This is a genomic window from Larkinella rosea (assembly GCF_003858635.1).
Classification (GTDB): domain Bacteria; phylum Bacteroidota; class Bacteroidia; order Cytophagales; family Spirosomataceae; genus Larkinella; species Larkinella rosea.
On sequence record NZ_RQJO01000009.1, the window covers coordinates 856,379 to 873,894 of the forward strand.

At 51.4% G+C, this 17,516-nt stretch carries 13 protein-coding genes; 9 read left to right on the forward strand and 4 right to left on the reverse strand.

Going from position 1 to position 17,516, the window contains the following annotated elements; all coding sequences use genetic code 11:
* Positions 1-72 precede the first annotated feature (72 nt).
* On the forward strand, positions 73-3,330 hold the full coding sequence (locus tag EHT25_RS19375) for a SusC/RagA family TonB-linked outer membrane protein (protein WP_124876770.1): 3,258 nt from the start codon (positions 73-75) through the stop codon (positions 3,328-3,330).
* A 21-nt stretch (positions 3,331-3,351) separates the two neighbouring features.
* Positions 3,352-5,079, forward strand: coding sequence for a RagB/SusD family nutrient uptake outer membrane protein (locus tag EHT25_RS19380; protein ID WP_124876771.1), 1,728 nt, complete (start codon positions 3,352-3,354; stop codon positions 5,077-5,079).
* A 96-nt stretch (positions 5,080-5,175) separates the two neighbouring features.
* Here EHT25_RS19380 and EHT25_RS19385 read toward each other — a convergent pair whose 3' ends face one another.
* A complete protein-coding gene (locus EHT25_RS19385) occupies positions 5,176-6,207 on the reverse strand; it encodes an oxidoreductase (protein ID WP_124876772.1) in 1,032 nt (343 codons plus the stop codon).
* Positions 6,208-6,330: 123 nt separating this feature from the next.
* Here EHT25_RS19385 and tsaE point away from each other — a divergent pair, with 123 nt between their 5' ends.
* The 3 genes from tsaE (at position 6,331) to EHT25_RS19400 (ending at position 8,580) form a co-directional block, all read left to right on the forward strand.
* Positions 6,331-6,741 carry a tRNA (adenosine(37)-N6)-threonylcarbamoyltransferase complex ATPase subunit type 1 TsaE gene (gene tsaE, locus EHT25_RS19390; protein WP_124876773.1) on the forward strand — a complete coding sequence of 137 codons (411 nt, stop codon included), beginning with the start codon at positions 6,331-6,333 and terminating at the stop codon, positions 6,739-6,741.
* Between the two features lie 116 nt (positions 6,742-6,857).
* Complete coding sequence (locus tag EHT25_RS19395; protein WP_124876774.1) at positions 6,858-8,069, forward strand: alanine dehydrogenase; 1,212 nt, start codon at positions 6,858-6,860, stop codon at positions 8,067-8,069.
* A 103-nt stretch (positions 8,070-8,172) separates the two neighbouring features.
* Positions 8,173-8,580, forward strand: coding sequence for a hypothetical protein (locus EHT25_RS19400; protein ID WP_124876775.1), 408 nt, complete (start codon positions 8,173-8,175; stop codon positions 8,578-8,580).
* Between the two features lie 105 nt (positions 8,581-8,685).
* Here the strand turns inward: EHT25_RS19400 and EHT25_RS19405 are convergent, their stop codons facing one another.
* The 3 genes from EHT25_RS19405 to thrA form a co-directional block, all read right to left on the reverse strand.
* Positions 8,686-10,197 (reverse strand): capsule assembly Wzi family protein, encoded by a 1,512-nt coding sequence (locus EHT25_RS19405; protein ID WP_124876776.1) that lies wholly within the window; start codon positions 10,195-10,197, stop codon positions 8,686-8,688.
* Positions 10,198-10,381: 184 nt separating this feature from the next.
* Entirely contained in the window at positions 10,382-11,311 is a 930-nt protein-coding gene (locus EHT25_RS19410; protein ID WP_124876777.1) for a homoserine kinase, read from the reverse strand.
* 68 nt (positions 11,312-11,379) lie between these two features.
* Entirely contained in the window at positions 11,380-13,842 is a 2,463-nt protein-coding gene (gene thrA, locus EHT25_RS19415; RefSeq protein ID WP_124876778.1) for a bifunctional aspartate kinase/homoserine dehydrogenase I, read from the reverse strand.
* Between the two features lie 297 nt (positions 13,843-14,139).
* Between thrA and EHT25_RS19420 the strand changes: the two genes are divergently transcribed.
* From EHT25_RS19420 to EHT25_RS19435, 4 genes are all read left to right on the forward strand, one after another.
* Positions 14,140-15,243, forward strand: coding sequence for a vWA domain-containing protein (locus EHT25_RS19420; RefSeq protein WP_124876779.1), 1,104 nt, complete (start codon positions 14,140-14,142; stop codon positions 15,241-15,243).
* Positions 15,244-15,247: 4 nt separating this feature from the next.
* Positions 15,248-15,478, forward strand: a complete 231-nt coding sequence (locus EHT25_RS19425) for a hypothetical protein (protein ID WP_124876780.1) — start codon at positions 15,248-15,250, stop codon at positions 15,476-15,478.
* Positions 15,475-15,852, forward strand: coding sequence for a type II toxin-antitoxin system death-on-curing family toxin (locus EHT25_RS19430; protein WP_124876781.1), 378 nt, complete (start codon positions 15,475-15,477; stop codon positions 15,850-15,852). The genes EHT25_RS19425 and EHT25_RS19430 overlap by 4 nt, the downstream gene beginning before the upstream one ends.
* A gap of 72 nt (positions 15,853-15,924) precedes the next feature.
* Positions 15,925-17,451, forward strand: a complete 1,527-nt coding sequence (locus EHT25_RS19435) for a P-loop NTPase family protein (RefSeq protein ID WP_124876782.1) — start codon at positions 15,925-15,927, stop codon at positions 17,449-17,451.
* The last annotated feature ends 65 nt before the right edge of the window (positions 17,452-17,516 follow it).

The following is a 17,516-nucleotide window of genomic DNA, read 5'->3' on the forward strand; positions in this document are numbered from 1 at the left end:
GTTATTTTCGTAAGCCTGTACCATATGTGGTACAACTTAATCACCCTTTTTTACAAACCAACTACCACCTCTATGAGAAACAATTACCTAAGGCCGCTGCGCTTCAGCGCAGCGGTGGCTTTGGCGTGGTTACTGACAGTTGCTGCCTGGGCGCAGGATCGTAAAATAACCGGCCTCATCACCGACGGAAATGACAACAATCCGTTACCCGGCGCCAACGTCGTCATCAAAGGAACCACCGTAGGCGCAGCAACCGATGCCGATGGCAAGTTTACGCTCAATGTACCCACCGGAAAAGATATCCTCACGGTTTCGGCCATTGGATTCACCGGACAGGAAATTTCCATTGGAAACCGGTCGACCATCTCGATTACACTTCAGCCGGACATCAAAACCCTCTCCGAAGTAATTGTAACGGGTTACGGTTCGCAGTCGAAGAAAGACATCACGGGGGCCGTCGCGACGGTGGATGCCAAGCAACTGCTGTCGGTTCCGGCTACCAACGTCGGTCAGGCGCTACAGGGCCGGGTGGCCGGGGTGCAGGTTGGAAACGAGAACTCACCGGGCGGTGGCGTTATGGTGCGGATTCGTGGTTTTGGTACGATCAACGACAACTCTCCGCTATACGTCATCGACGGAACGCCCACCAAAGGGAATCTCAATACCCTGAACCTGAACGACATCGAAACTATTCAGGTTTTGAAAGATGCTTCGGCGGCTTCCATTTACGGTTCACGGGCCGGTAACGGGGTGGTGATCATCACGACCAAAAAAGGCAAAGCTGGTAAACCGAAGTTCTCCTACGATGTCTATTACGGTACGCAGCGTCCGGGCAAGTTCCTGAGCATGCTGAACACGAACGAGTATGCTCAGCTGACCTGGGAATCCCGGAAAAATTCCGGGGCCGTTGGGGCCAACGGAAATCCGACGCACTCGCAGTTTGGCAATGGTCCGACGCCGGTGATTCCGGATTACATTTTCCCGAGCGCGGCCTCGGCCAGTGATCCGCGTGTGGCACAGGATGCCAACGGCAACTACATCAACTACTCGAATAACATCGACGGTCCGGACTTTAACAAAACCAAGTGGCTGATTACCAAAGCCAATAAAACGGGAACGAACTGGTTCGATGAAATTTTTAATCCGGCCCCGATTCAAAACCACCAGTTGGGTGTTTCGGGCGGAACGGAATCCGGCCGGTATGCGATGTCGCTGAACTACTTCAATCAGCAGGGCATCATGATGTATACCGGTTATAAACGGTATTCGCTGCGGGCCAACACCGAGTTCAACGTGAACAAACGCGTTCGGGTCGGGCAAAATTTTCAGGTGGCTTACGGCGAACGGTTGGGTCAGCCGAACGGGAACAGCAACGAAAGTAACCCGATTTCCTTTGCTTATCGGATTCAGCCCATCATTCCGGTTTTTGACGTAACCGGTTATTACGCCGGAGCGCGAGGGGGCGACCTCGACAACGCCCGGAATCCGGTGGCCGATTTGTGGCGGAACAAGGATAACCTCCAGAAAGAAGTGCGGTTATTCGGGAACGCGTACGCCGAAGTCGACATTTTGAAAAACCTGACGGCGCGCACCAGTTTCGGGATCGACTACAACCTGTACAACTTCAAGAACTACACCCTTCGCGACATCGAATCGCCGGAATCGCGGGGCTCGAACAGCTTGCAGACCAACAACAACTACGAATGGACCTGGACGTGGTATAACACCCTGACGTACAACAAGACATTCGGCGACAAGCACCGGTTTAACCTCATCGTCGGAACGGAATCGATCAAAAACTACTACGAATTCTTCGACGCCAGCCGTACCAACTTCGCAGTTGACGACATCGAAAACCGCTACCTCAGCGCCGGAACGGGCGTTCAGACCAACAACGGGGGGGCGTCGAACTGGCGGCTGGCTTCCGAATTTGCGAAACTCAATTACGCACTGGGCGATAAATACCTGTTCGACGCAACGATCCGGCGCGACCGTTCTTCGCGGTTTGCCAAGGACTTCCGGGTGGCGTATTTCCCGGCGGTGAGCGCGGGCTGGCGGATTTCGCAGGAGCCCTTCCTGAAATCAGCAACCTGGCTCGACGATGCGAAACTGCGGATCGGCTGGGGCCAAACCGGTAACCAGGAAATCGGGAACTACAACCCATACACCCAGTTCAGCACCAACCCGATCACGTCGTTTTACGACATTAACGGCACGCGCACTTCGGCGGTGCCGGGTTACGAGCTGACGCAGTTCGGAAACGCCAACGCCAAGTGGGAAACCACCACCAGCACCAACATCGGTCTGGACGCGACCCTGCTGAAAAACAAACTGAGCATCGGTTTCGACTGGTACACCCGGACGACGTCCGATATGCTTTTCCCGGTTCAGATTCCGCTGACGCAGGGGGTGGCTACGGCGCCGTTCCAGAACATTGGCGAAATGCGTAACCGGGGGGTGGACCTCATGCTGAACTACAACGGTAAAGTAACCAACGGGTTGACGTACAATGTGGGCCTGAACCTCGGAACGTACCGCAACGAAGTCGTTAAAACCAACGGCGATCCGAAAACCCAGTACTTCGGCATCAACGACGAACGGATTCAGAACTTCGTGGTGACGCAGCAAGGTTACCCGATTTCATCGTTCTTTGGCTACACGATCGACGGGATTTTTCAATCGGATGAAGAAGCCGCCAAACATCCGGTTCAATTCGGAAATGCCGCTACGGAAAACCGGGCGGGCCGTTTTAAATTCCGGGATGTCAATGGCGACGGCAAAGTGGATTCGGGCGACCTGAGCATCATCGGCAATCCGCACCCGAATTTCAACTACGGCGTCAACTTGAGCGTGAATTACAAAAACTTCGGTCTGACGATTTTCGGTCAGGGCGTTCAGGGCAACGATATTTTCAATTATGTAAAATACTGGACCGACTTCCCGACCTTTGCCGGAAACCGCAGCACCCGCATGCTGTATGACTCGTGGCGGCCGGGCAAAACCGACGCCATTCTGCCTCAGTTGCGTTCGAGCGACCAGGTCAGTATTTTGCCTTCGACATATTACCTCGAATCCGGTTCGTATTTCCGCTTCAAGAACATTCAGCTGACCTACACGCTGCCCGCCAAACTGCTGTCGAAACTTGGTCTGGGTCAGGCATCGGTTTACGTGCAGGGTCAGAACCTGGCGACGATTACCAAGTATTCCGGCATGGACCCCGAAATCAATCTGCGTAACTATTCGGCCGGAAACGACCGTCAGTTGGGCGTCGACGGCGGTTCGTACCCCGTTGCCAAATCCTTGTTGTTGGGCTTGAACCTGAGTTTTTAAGCGATCAAGAGACGAAAAACCATGAGAAAAATAACCTTATTTCTGTTCATAGTCTGCTGCACGATCGCGACATCCTGCTCGGACAAATTCCTGGAAGTGCAGCCGAAAGCCGCTCTTTCCAATACGGTTTTGCAAAATAAAGCCGGGATCAACGCGCTGCTGATCGGGGCCTATTCACTGCTCGACGGCTGGGCAACGGCCGAAGGCGCGTATCGTTCGTACCAGTCGTCCGGCGATAACTGGGTCTACGGCAGCGTCGCTTCCGACGATGCGTACAAAGGCACGATTGCGGGCGATCAGCCGCCGATTTCGCTGATCGAACAGGGCAATATTCAGTCGGACAACATCTATTTCCGCGGAAAATGGCGGGGCATGTACGACGGAATTGCCCGCGCCAATGACGTGTTGCAAAACCTGCCGATGGCCAAGGATATTTCCGAAGCGGAAAGCAAACAGATTGTGGCGGAGTCACGGTTTTTGCGCGGCCATTTCCACTTCGAGCTGAAAAAGATGTTCAACATGGTACCGTACATCGACGATAAAACGTACAGCCCGAGCGACCTGGAAAGCACCAAAATCCCGAATACCGAAGACATCTGGCCGAAAATTAATGCGGATTTGCAGGCGGCTTACGACGTTTTACCCGCTACCCAAACGCAAAAAGGACGTGTTACCAAATGGGCCGCTGCGGCTACGTTAGCAAAAGCGTATCTGTTTCAGAAAAAATACGCCGAAGCCAAAACGTTGCTCGATGCCATTGTAGCCAGTGGTCAGTATAAACTGATGCCCCTGTATCATGACAATTTCCGGGCCGTAACCAACAACAATGCGGAGTCTATTTTTGAAATCGAGCACTCGGTCAACGACGGTGCGTCGGGCGGGGAAAATGGCAACATTGGGGCGACCCTGAACTATCCGTACGGTGGGGGTGGGGTGACGACCTGCTGCGGTTTCTTCCAGCCTTCGCAGAATCTGGTCAACGCGTTCAAAACCGATGCAAACGGTTTGCCGATGCTGGATGACTTCAACAAAGAGGATGTGAAAAGCGATCAGGGCATCGAATCGACTGCAGCGTTTACGCCGTACGAAGGGCAAGTCGATCCGCGTCTGGACCATACGGTGGGTCGTCGGGGCATTCCGTTCCTGGACTGGGGGGTGCATCCCGGTAAATTATACGTTCGTGATCAGGCGTATGGCGGACCGTATTCACCGAAAAAACACGTTATGTACCGTTCGGATGTCGGTACGAACACCTTCGCGAGTAACCCGCGTTTGAACGCCAACAACTACCGCATGATCCGGTATTCGCACGTTCTGCTGTGGCTGGCCGAGGCAGAAATTGAAGTGGGTAGCCTGGAAAAAGCCCGTGATTATATCAACCAGATTCGTCGCCGGGCGGCCAATCCGGACGGTTTTGTAAAAGGCACCGACGGAAAAGCGGCTGCCAATTACGTGATCAAGGAATATACCACGGCCTGGACGGACAAAGCGGTAGCCCGCAAAGCCGTGCAATTTGAACAGCGGCTGGAGTTCGGCATGGAAGGCCACCGCCGGTTTGACCTGGTTCGCTGGGGCATTGCGGATGTAACCTTAAACGCTTATTATCCCGCTGAAGCCAAGAAACGGTCGTACCTGAATGGCGTTACATTCATCAAAGGCAAGCACGAGTATTTCCCGATTCCGTTGCAGGAAATCCTGAACAGCCAGAAAAATGGCAAAGCGACCCTAACGCAGAATCCGGGTTACTAATTGAACGTACCCACGGACTTTAGTCCGTGAGATCCCGAAATAGACCCAATTGCGAGGCATTCGAGAATCTCACGGACTAAAGTCCGTGGGTACGTTTTAAAACGCCAGCACTTTTTTCTGTTTGCTGCTTTCCCCGGCCAGTTCGATGATTCGAATAACGGCCAATGTCTGTTCGGGGGTTACTTCCTGCGGAATTTCACCAACGATGGCCCGGTACAGATTGTCGTAAAAATGATGGTAATTCCCCGGCTGGCTCGGGAAGGTAAACCGACCGTTCGGAGTCGTCAGGGTGCCGTACTGGCTTTCGGGCTCGGCACCCCAGTCGGGCGTATCGGGCAGGATGTTTTTCCGCTGCGTTTCTTCCTGAACGTCCAGTCCGTGTTTGATGAACGAGCCTTTGGTGCCGTGAATGATGTAGCGCAGGCTATTGTCGACCGCCAGCATCGACGATTTCAGGATGACGCGTTTATCGGCATATACTAACCGCACATCGAAATAATCATCCAGAATACCGCCTTTGCGAATGATGCGGACGTCGCCCGAAACCGCTTCCGGTACGCCGAACAAGGCAATGGCCTGATCGATCAGGTGCGGACCCAGGTTGAACAGATTCCCACCGCCCGCCGGATCTTTTTCTTTCCAGCTATCGAGAATATCGGGCCGATACCGGTCGTACCGGCACTCGAATTCCACGACATCGCCAATCTGGTTTTCCCGCAAAACTTGCTGAATGGTCAGAAAATCCGCGTCGTAGCGCCGGTTTTGATACGGAATAACAACCAGTCCTTTTTTGCTCGCCAGATCCAGCAACTCGCGGGCCTGCTCCAGACTATTAGCGAATGGTTTTTCGATCAGCACGTGTTTTCCGGCTTCAAGTGCGGCTTTGGCGTAGGAATAATGGGTATCGTTGGGCGAACCGACAATGATCAGGTCAAGGTCCGGATCGGCCAGTAATTCTTCGTGGCTCCGAACGGTCTGAATGGTGGGGTCAAACGCTTCGGCGTCAGTGCGGTGACGCTCAACTACTTTGGCTAATTTGAAATGCGGATTGACGGTTAGGAAAGGCGCGTGGAAATACCGGCCCGACAACCCGAAACCGATTAATCCAACCTGAATAGTACGGGACATACGTTTTTGTGAACTAAAGTTGAGGGCCGAAGATGCCTAATTTTGACCAGAACGTCAACTATCGACAGGGCCTGAAGAGACAAAGAAAAGTGTTATCTTTGGAATTGGAATTATGTTGCAGGAATGACCATTCGCTTTCGAAGCCTTGCTGAATTAGACGCGGTTGCCGGACAACTGATAGATGCCGGTAGTGCGCGTTCGGTCTGGTTATTCAACGGGCCGATGGGAGCCGGGAAGACGACCTTGATTAAAGCGGTTTGTCGGCAGCTGGGTGTCGTGAATACGGTTCAAAGCCCAACGTTTTCAATTGTAAATGAATACGTTACCGGGAAAGGCGAACCGATCTACCATTTCGATTGTTACCGGCTTCGCGATGAAGAAGAAGCATTGGACAGTGGGCTGGAGGAATACATCGATTCGGGCGAACGCTGTTTGATCGAATGGCCGGAACGAATTGCCGGATTGTTGCCTCCCGATGCCTGGACAATCCATCTGGCGGTAGCGGAGGGCGAACGAATACTGGAAACCAATTGACCTAAATGACGGATTAAGAAAGAACGGGTTATCTGTTGCCCGGACGGTTTTTTCGAAGAAACCGGCTCAAAAAAGATTGATAATTCGTGGTACTTAATCATAAATCCCGTTTATAAGTGACTGGGTTTGAACAATTAGCAAAGCAGACGGCACTATATCCGCAGGAGGCTCCTGCCGCTGTTAAGAAGCACAACGGCAGTCTCATGATCGGGATGCCCAAAGAGGTCTCATTACAGGAAAACCGGATTGCTCTGACACCCGAAGCCGTCACCATTCTGGTGCGGCACGGCCACGAAGTGCTGGTGGAAAAAGGGGCTGGCGAAGGGGCTAAATTTTCTGATAATGATTATAGCGAAGCCGGTGCATTGATCGTTCCGTCGCCCAAAGAAGTTTACGACGCCAACCTGATCCTGAAGGTAGAACCGTTGGTAGACAAAGAGTTCGACTACATCAAAACCGGTAGCACGCTCATCTCGGCGGTCAATTTGCCAAATCACGATAAAAAATACTTCGAACGGCTGAACAGTAAGAAAATTACGGCGCTGGGGTACGAATACATTGAGGATAAAGTCGGAGGCATGCCGATCATCCGGGCCATGAGTGAAATTGCGGGGAGCACGGTCATGCTGATTGCCGGTGAATACCTGAGCAGTGCCAACAACGGTCGGGGCGTAATTCTGGGCGGTATTACGGGGGTTCCACCCACGAAAGTGGTGATTCTGGGGGCCGGAACCGTCGCCGAATATGCGGCCCGAACCGCACTGGGACTGGGGGCCGAAATCAAGATTTTCGATAAACACATCTACAAACTCCAGCGGCTGAAATACGCCATCGGGCAGCACATTTACACCTCGATCATCGAAACCGATACACTTTCGGAAGCGATCCAGCGCGCCGATGTGGTCATTGGAGCCATGCGGGCGGAAGACGGTCTGAGCCCGATTGTGGTGACGCAGGAGATGGTGTCGCACATGAAACTCGATGCGATCATCATTGACGTGTCGATCGACCAGGGTGGGAACTTTGAAACGTCTAAAATGACGACGCACAAAAATCCGACTTACAAGTTCCAGAATGTCATTCACTATTGCGTGCCGAATATTGCTTCGCGGGTGGCCCACACGGCCAGTCTGGCGTTGAGCAACATTTTTCTACCGTTTTTGTTACAGACTGGGACCATCGGTGGCATTGAAGAAATGATGTTTGCCAACCGCTGGTTTATGAAGGGGGTTTACAGTCATAACGGTCTGCTAACCAACGCTTACATCGCCAAGAAATTCAACATGCGGTTCAAGGATTTAAGCCTGTTACTGGCTGCCAGGATATAAAAGTTTACGGGTTGCGGTTTTTGGTTTACGGTAGCTAGCGCACACAAAAATGAATGCGTCAGTCTCCATAAACCAAAAACCGTAAACTGAAAACCGGATAAACATGATCAACAATAGTAACGAAAATATTCTGCTCGACGACGCCAATTCGCCGGATGTAAACCGGAAGTTAATGAGCCTGGTGTCGACTGATTTTGTGAAGGTAGCCGACACGTTGAAAGAGGCTTCGTACGTGATTCGGAAGCGCGGTTTTACGGAAAATCCCATTTTTGTCGCATCCCGCCGGGCGGTCGATGTGGGGCAATTGCTGCTGGGGCCGAAAGAAATCACCGACAATGCCTGGACCTATCGGGCGTCGTTGCTGGAAGAATTTGTGCAGCGTAAACTGGTGGCCGAAGAATCGGTGAATGACTTCAAGGAAAACTACAAGAATCCGGACGAATACTGTTGCCTTTTCGTCGTCGATGCCGACTTCGCCGGTTTTATCTTTATCCCTTTTCCGGAAGATTGATGGACGGTATTCGGTTTTCCGTTTACGGTGTTCAGGGTCTAACGCATGCCATTTTCGTGCGTCAGCGCACCGAATACCGTAAACGGAAAACTGTAAACCGTCAGTTCATTTCCTGATCCGGTATTTAAAATAATCCCACGTTTTTCGAACACCGGCGTAGATGCCACTGCTGTTTGGGAATAAATCGCCCTGATCGGCGGCTGCGGACAGGGTAACCAGCAAACCCCGCTGATTCACGGGCAGTTCGAGCATCATAAAGGCTGAAATTTGTTGGATCGTTTCGGGAAATGGGACGTCGTAGGTGCCGTAATTCTCACTGTACGAGACTTTTACCTGGAACAGGCAATTGCGGGCAAAACCGCCCTGAATACCGGCGTGATAAACCCGAACCCGATTGTTACTGAAAAAACCGTATTGCGACAATTCGGGACGGGAGTCGGTTACCGGCGTAATGAAGGGCGTTCCGATGCCCCGTCCGAAATACGACCAGCCATCCTGATACTGCGTGTGATTGAAGTAATTGTCTTTGCCCCGGAAATGGTTGCCATCGGCAAAAACATTACCGCCCTGACTTTTCGTGTATAAAAACTCGACGACAGCGCCCGTGATCCGCAAACCGGAGCGAACCGGATTCAGGCTACGAAACCGCAAACCCGTCAGGCCATCTTCGATATTCGTGAGGTAATACAGCGACCCGTCTTCGTAGACACTCTGGTGATATAACAATACGGAAATCTTTCTGGAACTGAATTCGATGCCTAAATCGATGGTTCCCAGATGGTTGCCGACCCGGTTTTCACGATCAAATTTACTGTAGCGTGTGGTGTCGAGTCCTCCTAACCGCCCGAGGCTATTGCCCAGGGAAACGAACAGGTAATCCTGCAAACGGGAAGGGAAATGCCCGTCTTTGACGAGCGATTCGGGAAGCTGGTCGGTGTAGCCTCCCCATTGGGCCTGATGATTGAAACCGGCGTAGAATTTTACGGGCCAGCGCGGTTTTCCCAGGCGGACATACAACGATTTCTGGTGCAAAAAGTAGTGCTGAACCTTGCGCTGACTGCCGAACCAGCCGTGGGCGAAGTTACCCCGAAACGAAAGCAATCCTTTCGTAAAACCGATGGGCGTGTAATTGGGCAAACTGATCTGGACTTTCGGGAGTGGCAATGCATTTCCCGACCAGCTGTAGGAACCCGAACTCAAGGTTGAGTCCACCAAACCGACTACTTCGCGTCGTCGTCCGGCCATGATTTCGAAGGCTCCGGCACGAGCTTTCAGGTAAGCTTCGGGAAGTAAAATTGTGTTTTTTGTTTGCGCATTCAAGTTTGAAATTACGTCGAAACCGTATCCAATTCCAAAACGATCCCGCCGAAGGGGCGAGGTTACATCAGTTAACGGATAATAGCAGTAATCCTGGCGGACGCCAACCCGGACTGTTGCGTAGGGCAGGGTGTTGGGAATAATCCCGTATTGATTGGTCCGAAGCCAGAAAGGCGTTGGTTTACCGGAGGTATAAAAACCGCCCATTTCGGCAAAGATGCGGCTGGGCCGGGTTTCAATGACGGGCTGGCAAAAGGCAAAAAACGGGATGCATACACACAGGAGTAGCGCTCTAATCATCTCTCATCGGGAAAAGGTTCCACGTTTCGTTTAAGCACTACAGGCGACAATCAGACGTATAATTTTCTGATTTAAAGTGTCTTACGTATACGGCAGAAAGCTAAACTGAATCGCAATGAAACCGGGTTGCCCTACGGATAACCTAAAGTGGCTGACCGAATTGTATATGCAAATATTGTTCCAATTATCCGAGAACGCGGGGCCCTTCCTGGTTGATCCCGGAAACATACAATTCACTGCCAATACCGACAGCCTGGAAAGCCGCCTGCATGCTGGCCCCAACGCGGAGCGCGGTAGGTTGATCGCGGCTGAGAGCAAACATCGAGGGGCCGGAACCGGAAATGCTGCAACCGAGCGCCCCCGCATCGAGCGCGGCCTGTTTGACTTCGCTGAACTCGGGAATGAGAATGGCCCGGATCGGTTCAATGATCACATCCACCATCGAACGGCCAATGAGGTCGTAATCGGGCTTCATCAAACCGGCGATCAAACCGGCTACGTTGCCCATCTGAATGATGGTGTTTTTCATCGACACCTCGTTTTTCAAAATATACCGGGCGTCTTTGGTGTTGACTTCAATTTCCGGGTGAACAATTGTTGCAAAAAGTTGAGCAGGTGTGTTGATGGTGATGATATCCAGCGGGTTATAACTCCGGATAACCACAAAGCCGCCCATCAGCGAAGGGGCTACGTTGTCGGCATGGGCCGAGCCACACGCCAGCCGTTCGCCTTCCATCGCAAAGGGAAGCAGATCAAGTTGGTTGAGCGGGCGCCCCAATAGCTCATTAATAGCAAATACACCCGCCACGGCACTGGCTGCGCTGGAACCCAGCCCGCTGCCCAGGGGCATTTTTTTATGCAGAATTACTTCCAGCCCCTGGTCGGATTCAATGTGTTTCAGGTACGTCTGGATGGCAATACCGGCCGTATTTCGCTCAGCCTGCTTGGGTAAACGGCCTTCGTCGCCAATGATGGCTTTGATCCGGACACCCGGCAATTCACTTTTACGGACAATGATCTCGTCGCCGGGGCTATCGACGGCAAAACCGAATATGTCAAAACCGCAGGCCACATTGGCGACGGTCGCGGGGGCAAATACTTTTATTGAATCCACAGTGGTAAGTTATTGCCGATGCAACAACATTCTTTTGTCTATTATACAAATTCAACGGGTTATTTGGTTCAGGCCAGATAACTCCCGATACTGACCACGTCCGCAAACACGCCGGTGGCTGTCACTTCGGCACCCGCACCGGGGCCTTTGATCACCAAGGGCCGCTCTTTGTACCGTTCCGTGGTAAACGAAATAATATTATCGGCACCCGACAGCGAGTAAAACGGATGATCGAAACCGACCGAACGCAGTTCAATGGTTACTTTCCCGTTTTCAAACGTGGCAACGTACCGCAACTTCTCGTTTCGGCCTTCGGCCCCTTGCAACAGGTTTTCAAAATAGGCATTGTTGGTGTCCAGTTCGTCGAAAAACGCCGGAATGCTGGGGGCTTTGATACAACTCTCGGGCAACAGATTATTGATGGTGACATCGGACGGTTCCAGTTCAAAACCGGCTTCACGGGCCAGAATGAGGATTTTTCGGGCCACATCCATGCCGCTCAAATCTTCGCGCGGATCGGGTTCGGTAAACCCTTTTTCTTTCGCTTCCCGAACAACCGTGGCGAACGAAACCCCCGGTTTGTAATTGTTAAAAATGTACGACAGTGTGCCCGACAGAATGGCTTCAATTTTCAAAAACCGGTCGCCGGACGTCATCAATCCCTGCAAGGTATTGATGATGGGCAAACCGGCTCCGACATTGGTTTCGTACAAGAACTTGACCCCGCGCCGAACCGTTGCCCGCTGCAACCGTTTATACTCGGCATACGATCCGGAGTTGGCCACTTTATTGGGTGTTACAATCGACACGTTGGCGTTCAGCAGCGGTTCGTAAAACAACGGAATATCCTTATCCGCCGTGCAGTCGATGAACACACTGTTGGGCAGGTTGTAGTCTTTCAATTTCTCGACAAAAGCCGGTAACGAAGTTGTCACTCCTTCATTGACCAGTCGTTCCTGCCAGTTGGTGAGGTCGATGCCTTTCGGGTCGAGCAACATCTTTTTGGTGTTCGATACGCCAACGAGGCAAATTCGCAGGAGTTTTTCGGTCCGTAGGAATTCGTATTGCGACTCAATCTGTTGCAGTAACGTTCGGCCGATCAATCCCGCCCCGACCAGATAGAGGTTGAGAATTCGGGCTTCCGACTGGAAAAAGACGTTGTGCATCGCATTCAGCGCCTTCGACAGGTTGTTCTTGTTGATAACCACCGAAATGTTGATCTCCGACGAACCCTGCGCAATGGCAATGATGTTGATCCCGTTTTTACCGAGTACCGAAAAAAGCTTTCCGGCAATTCCTGAACTCTTTTTCATGCCTTCGCCCACCGTGGCAATGATCGAAAGATCGCGTTCGATGCTGATGTTGTCGACGTGTCCGTGGGCGATTTCGGCCGCAAATTCGGCTTCCAGAATCTCGCGGACGCGCTCAGCGTTGCGGGGTTCGATGGCGAAACAGATCGAGTGTTCCGACGATGCCTGCGAAATCAGAATGACGCTGATTTTATAATGCGCTAAGGTGCTGAACAGTTTGGCCGAAACCCCGGCTACTCCGATCATCCCGCTGCCCTGAATGTTGACCAGCACGATATCGTCGATCGACGAAATACCGGTAATCGTAAAATCGCGCCGGTCGGCGGTACGGCTGATTACCGTCCCTTCGTGACTGGCGTTGAACGTATTGAGAATCCGAATTGGAATATTTTTGGCAAACGCCGGTTGCAGCGTTGGCGGATAAATGACTTTAGCTCCGAAGTGGCTCAGTTCCATCGCTTCGGCGTAGGTAATCGTCGGAATATTGAACGCGTTCGGCACCTTGCGCGGGTCAGCGGTCATCATCCCGTCAACATCCGTCCAGATATCAATGTAGTTGGCGTTCAAGGCTGCCCCCAGAATCGAAGCCGTGTAATCGGAACCGCCCCGGCCGAGCGTGGTGGTTTCGTTGTTCGCGGTGGAACCGATAAATCCCGTCACGATGGGTAAATCCGTTCCGATGGTAGCAAAATAATCCCGAATCAACTGGTTGGTGTTCAGGTCATCCACTTCGGCCATGCTAAACTGGGCATCGGTTTTGATGAGGTCGCGGGCGTCACAAAACCGGGCGGGAACGCCCTTGCTTTTCAGGCATTCGCTGATGACGAGGCACGAAAGCCGCTCGCCGAAACTCATGACCAGATCCATTGTTCGGTCCGATAGTTCGCGGATGAGCGACACGCCCCGCAGCAAATCCTCCAGTTCGTTGACGGTGCCGCGAACTTTGCCGAACACTTTACTCTGTTCTTTTATCGGAATTAATCCCTTGATGACGTTGAAATGCCGCTCCTCGATGCCCCGGATCAGTTCCAGATAATCCGGATTGTTGATGGCGGCCATGCGGCCAATTTCAATCAACTGGTTGGTAACACCACTCATGGCCGACAACACCACGGCCCCGATCACATCACCGTTCTGGCGGTGATTGAGAATGATTGCAATGACTTTTTTGATATTCTCAACGGACTTTACGGACGTTCCGCCAAATTTCAATACGTTCATACAGTGGGAATTGGAAATGATTGACTGTCGATAACGAGATCCACAATCGGCTATGTATGGCTGATGAAGAGAAAAGGAGCGCAAATATAGGGAAAAACCGGGTTGAGTCCAGCAAAGAAACAGAAACCGGAAACACTTTGACGGAGCGGTTGTCCGGGCCTGGAACAGACCGGAGTTATTCATTGGTCTTTGTATGTAAAAAAATGACGAAAAATTCGTATTTTCACTAAGCGAACAAATCCGCGCAGCAAGCTGTTACTCCAAAACCGACGACTGCTAACCTAACGACCGTATTTCATGAAAGGCTTTGAGTTCTCCAATTTTATTCCACCCGAAAAGAAAGAAGGCAGCAAATTCGACCAGTTGTTCAATATCTTTCAGCAATTGCTGCTGATGACATCGGGCAACGTGGAACAGGCCCTGGCTTATCTGAACGACCTCGACCGACGGTATGGCCTGACCGACGATAAATACGGCATTGGCAATTTTGTCGAGGAAATGAAAGAAAAAGGCTACCTGACTGAGCAAAACGAAGAAGGGACGCTCGCCATGACGGCCAAAAGCGAACAATCCATTCGGAAGTCGGCGCTGGAAGAGATTTTCGGGAAGCTGAAACGCTCCAAAACCGGGGGCAATCACCATACGCCGTTTACGGGCGTGGGCGATGAACTGAGCAGCGACCTGCGCGATTTTCAGTTTGGCGATTCGCTCGAACAGATTTCCATGACCGAATCCATCCGCAACGCCCAGATCAACAGTGGCGTCAATGAATTTACGCTGATGGAACGCGATCTGGAAGTGGTGCAGAAAGAGCAGAAAACCCAGACCTCGACGGTGTTGATGATCGATGTGAGCCACTCCATGATTCTGTACGGCGAAGACCGCATCACGCCCGCCAAAAAAGTCGGCATGGCGCTGGTGGAACTGGTCAAGCAGAAATATCCGAAAGATACGCTGGACATCATCGTGTTTGGGAACGACGCCTGGCAGATTCAGGTGAAAGATTTGCCGTATCTGGAAGTCGGACCGTACCACACTAATACCGTAGCCGGACTCGAACTGGCGATGGATTTGTTACGTCGTCGGAAGAACAAGAACAAGCAGATTTTCATGATCACCGACGGAAAACCAACCTGTTTGAAAGAGGGCATCAAGTATTACAAAAACAGTTTCGGGCTGGACCGCAAGATTGTCTCGAAAACCCTGACGCTGGCGGCCCAATGCCGTCGGCTCGACATTCCGATCACGACGTTTATGATTGCTTCGGACCCCTATCTGAAGCAGTTTGTGCACGAATTTACGAAAGTGAACAACGGCCGCGCCTATTACAGCGGTTTGCAGGGATTGGGAAACATGATGTTTGAAGACTTCCAGCGAAACCGCCGGAAGAATATGAAATAAAAGGATGACGACGATCAGTATTTTGCTGGATGACAGCCGATTAATCAAATTGCGGGAAAAGGCTCAGGCGATGAATCTGCCTTCGGTGAACGCATTGGCTAAACAGATAATAGAACAAGTGATTGATGCAGACGATTCTTCACCAAAAGGAACGGTTTTGTCTGCTGAGCGAAGCATGTTACTGGAAGATATTATTACTGAAAACCGGGAGTTACTTCAACGATTGGCTCAATGATTTCTGCAGATGAAGTATTACTTATTCATCGTCGATTAATTGAGGTTTTTGGAGGAAGCGATGGAGTTCGTGATGAAAGTATCATGCTTTCTGCCATTGCAAGGCCCTATTCGGGTTTCGGTGATACTGAATTTTACCCGACGCCAGTAGAGAAAGCGGCTGCAATTATTGAGAGCATTGTTAAGAACCATCCGTTTGTCGATGGAAATAAGCGCACGGGTTATGTGCTTATGGAGATCATACTCCGGACAAATAATCTGTTCATTAGTGCCAGCCAGCAAGAACGCTATAGCTTTGTGATTCAAATTGCAACGGGCGAACTGGACTACGATGGTATTGTGAGCTGGATTAAGAATAACACCGAATCTCGATGACTCACTTTTGAAGGCCTTAACTGGAAAAAACCGGTTAAGACAATAACCATTTTTAATATTTCCAACGATTTCATGAGCTATTCATCCCTGAAGAGTAAAGAGTTAGTAAAAATAAAAACCCTCGGCGAGCTGAAAGCAGCCGGTTACAAATCCAAATCAATCAAACAGGAACTTCGTGACAACTTAATCGAGAAGATTAAGGCGAAGGAAGCGGTTTTTCCGGGTATCTGGGGCTATGAAGATACGGTTATTCCGGACGTGGAACGGGCCATTCTGTCGATGCACCACATCAATTTGCTGGGCTTGCGTGGACAGGCTAAAACCCGGATCGCCCGGCTGATGGTCAATCTGTTGGACGAATACATCCCGGTGGTGGAAGGCTCGGAACTGAACGATGATCCACTGGTGCCGCTCTCCCGGTTTGCCCATGATCTGGTAACGGAAAAAGGGGACGCAACGCCGATAAGCTGGTTGCATCGCAGCGATCGGTATACCGAAAAACTGGCAACGCCCGATGTGTCGGTGGCCGACCTCATTGGTGATGTCGATCCAATCAAAGCGGCAACTTTAAAGTTACCGTATTCGGATGAACGGACGATCCACTTCGGCCTGATTCCGCGTTCGCACCGCTGCATTTTCGTCATCAACGAACTGCCGGATTTACAGGCCCGGATTCAGGTGTCGCTCTTCAATATTTTGCAGGAAGGCGATATTCAGATTCGCGGTTTTAAACTGCGGTTGCCGCTGGATATTCAGTTTGTTTTCACGGCTAACCCAGAGGATTATACGAACCGGGGCAGCATTGTAACCCCGTTGAAAGACCGGATCGACAGCCAGATTGTAACGCACTATCCGAAGTCGCTGGAAATTGGCAAGAAGATTACGCAGCAGGAAGCCATTGTCAAAACCGAGCAGAAAGGCATGGTGAAAACCAATGACCTGATTGCGGATCTGATCGAGCAAATCGCGCTGGAAGCCCGTGATAGTGAATATGTTGACTCCAAAAGTGGCGTCTCGGCCCGTTTGACGATTGCAGCTTTTGAAAACCTGCTGTCGGCGGCCGAACGCCGGGCCTTGCTGAACGGGGAAAAAGAAACGTACGTCCGGATTACGGATTTGTACGGTGTAATTCCGGCGATTTGCGGAAAAGTAGAACTGGTCTACGAAGGCGAAGTCGAAGGGCCGGTGATTGTGGCCCAGAACCTGATCGGAAAAGCCATTCGGACGCAATTCCTGAATTATTTTCCAAATCCCGAAAAAGCCAAAAAACAGAAGGGCGGCAATCCCTACAAAAAAATAACCGACTGGTTTGGCGATGGTAACGTCATGGAGTTCCTGAACGACCTGCCCACCCGCGAGTACGAAAACCGCCTGCGGACCATCGATGGTCTGGACGATGCCGTCGATGCCCTTCATTCGCGGCTGGGGAAACAGGAAAAACTGTTCATGATGGAATTTGCGCTGCACGGCCTGGCCGAATATTCGCTCGTTGGCAAGAAAGCACTGGATACCGGACAACAGTTTAAAGACCTGTTAGGCAGCATGTTCAGCCCCGGAACCAACTTTGGGGACGATGATGACGACGAAGACCGGTTTTAATATAGGTTACAGTAGCTGACGCACCCAACTTTAAAAATAGCAAATAATGAATGTCGAACTTCGAA

Bases quoted from the DNA above. Each gene is read 5' to 3' on its own strand.
- EHT25_RS19375 (WP_124876770.1), top strand. From the start codon at position 73: ATGAGAAACAATTACCTAAGGCCGCTGCGCTTCAGCGCAGCGGTGGCT.
- EHT25_RS19380 (WP_124876771.1), top strand. From the start codon at position 3,352: ATGAGAAAAATAACCTTATTTCTGTTCATAGTCTGCTGCACGATCGCG.
- EHT25_RS19385 (WP_124876772.1), bottom strand. From the start codon at position 6,207: ATGTCCCGTACTATTCAGGTTGGATTAATCGGTTTCGGGTTGTCGGGC.
- tsaE (WP_124876773.1), top strand. From the start codon at position 6,331: ATGACCATTCGCTTTCGAAGCCTTGCTGAATTAGACGCGGTTGCCGGA.
- EHT25_RS19400 (WP_124876775.1), top strand. From the start codon at position 8,173: ATGATCAACAATAGTAACGAAAATATTCTGCTCGACGACGCCAATTCG.
- EHT25_RS19405 (WP_124876776.1), bottom strand. From the start codon at position 10,197: ATGATTAGAGCGCTACTCCTGTGTGTATGCATCCCGTTTTTTGCCTTT.
- thrA (WP_124876778.1), bottom strand. From the start codon at position 13,842: ATGAACGTATTGAAATTTGGCGGAACGTCCGTAAAGTCCGTTGAGAAT.
- EHT25_RS19420 (WP_124876779.1), top strand. From the start codon at position 14,140: ATGAAAGGCTTTGAGTTCTCCAATTTTATTCCACCCGAAAAGAAAGAA.
- EHT25_RS19425 (WP_124876780.1), top strand. From the start codon at position 15,248: ATGACGACGATCAGTATTTTGCTGGATGACAGCCGATTAATCAAATTG.
- EHT25_RS19430 (WP_124876781.1), top strand. From the start codon at position 15,475: ATGATTTCTGCAGATGAAGTATTACTTATTCATCGTCGATTAATTGAG.
- EHT25_RS19435 (WP_124876782.1), top strand. From the start codon at position 15,925: ATGAGCTATTCATCCCTGAAGAGTAAAGAGTTAGTAAAAATAAAAACC.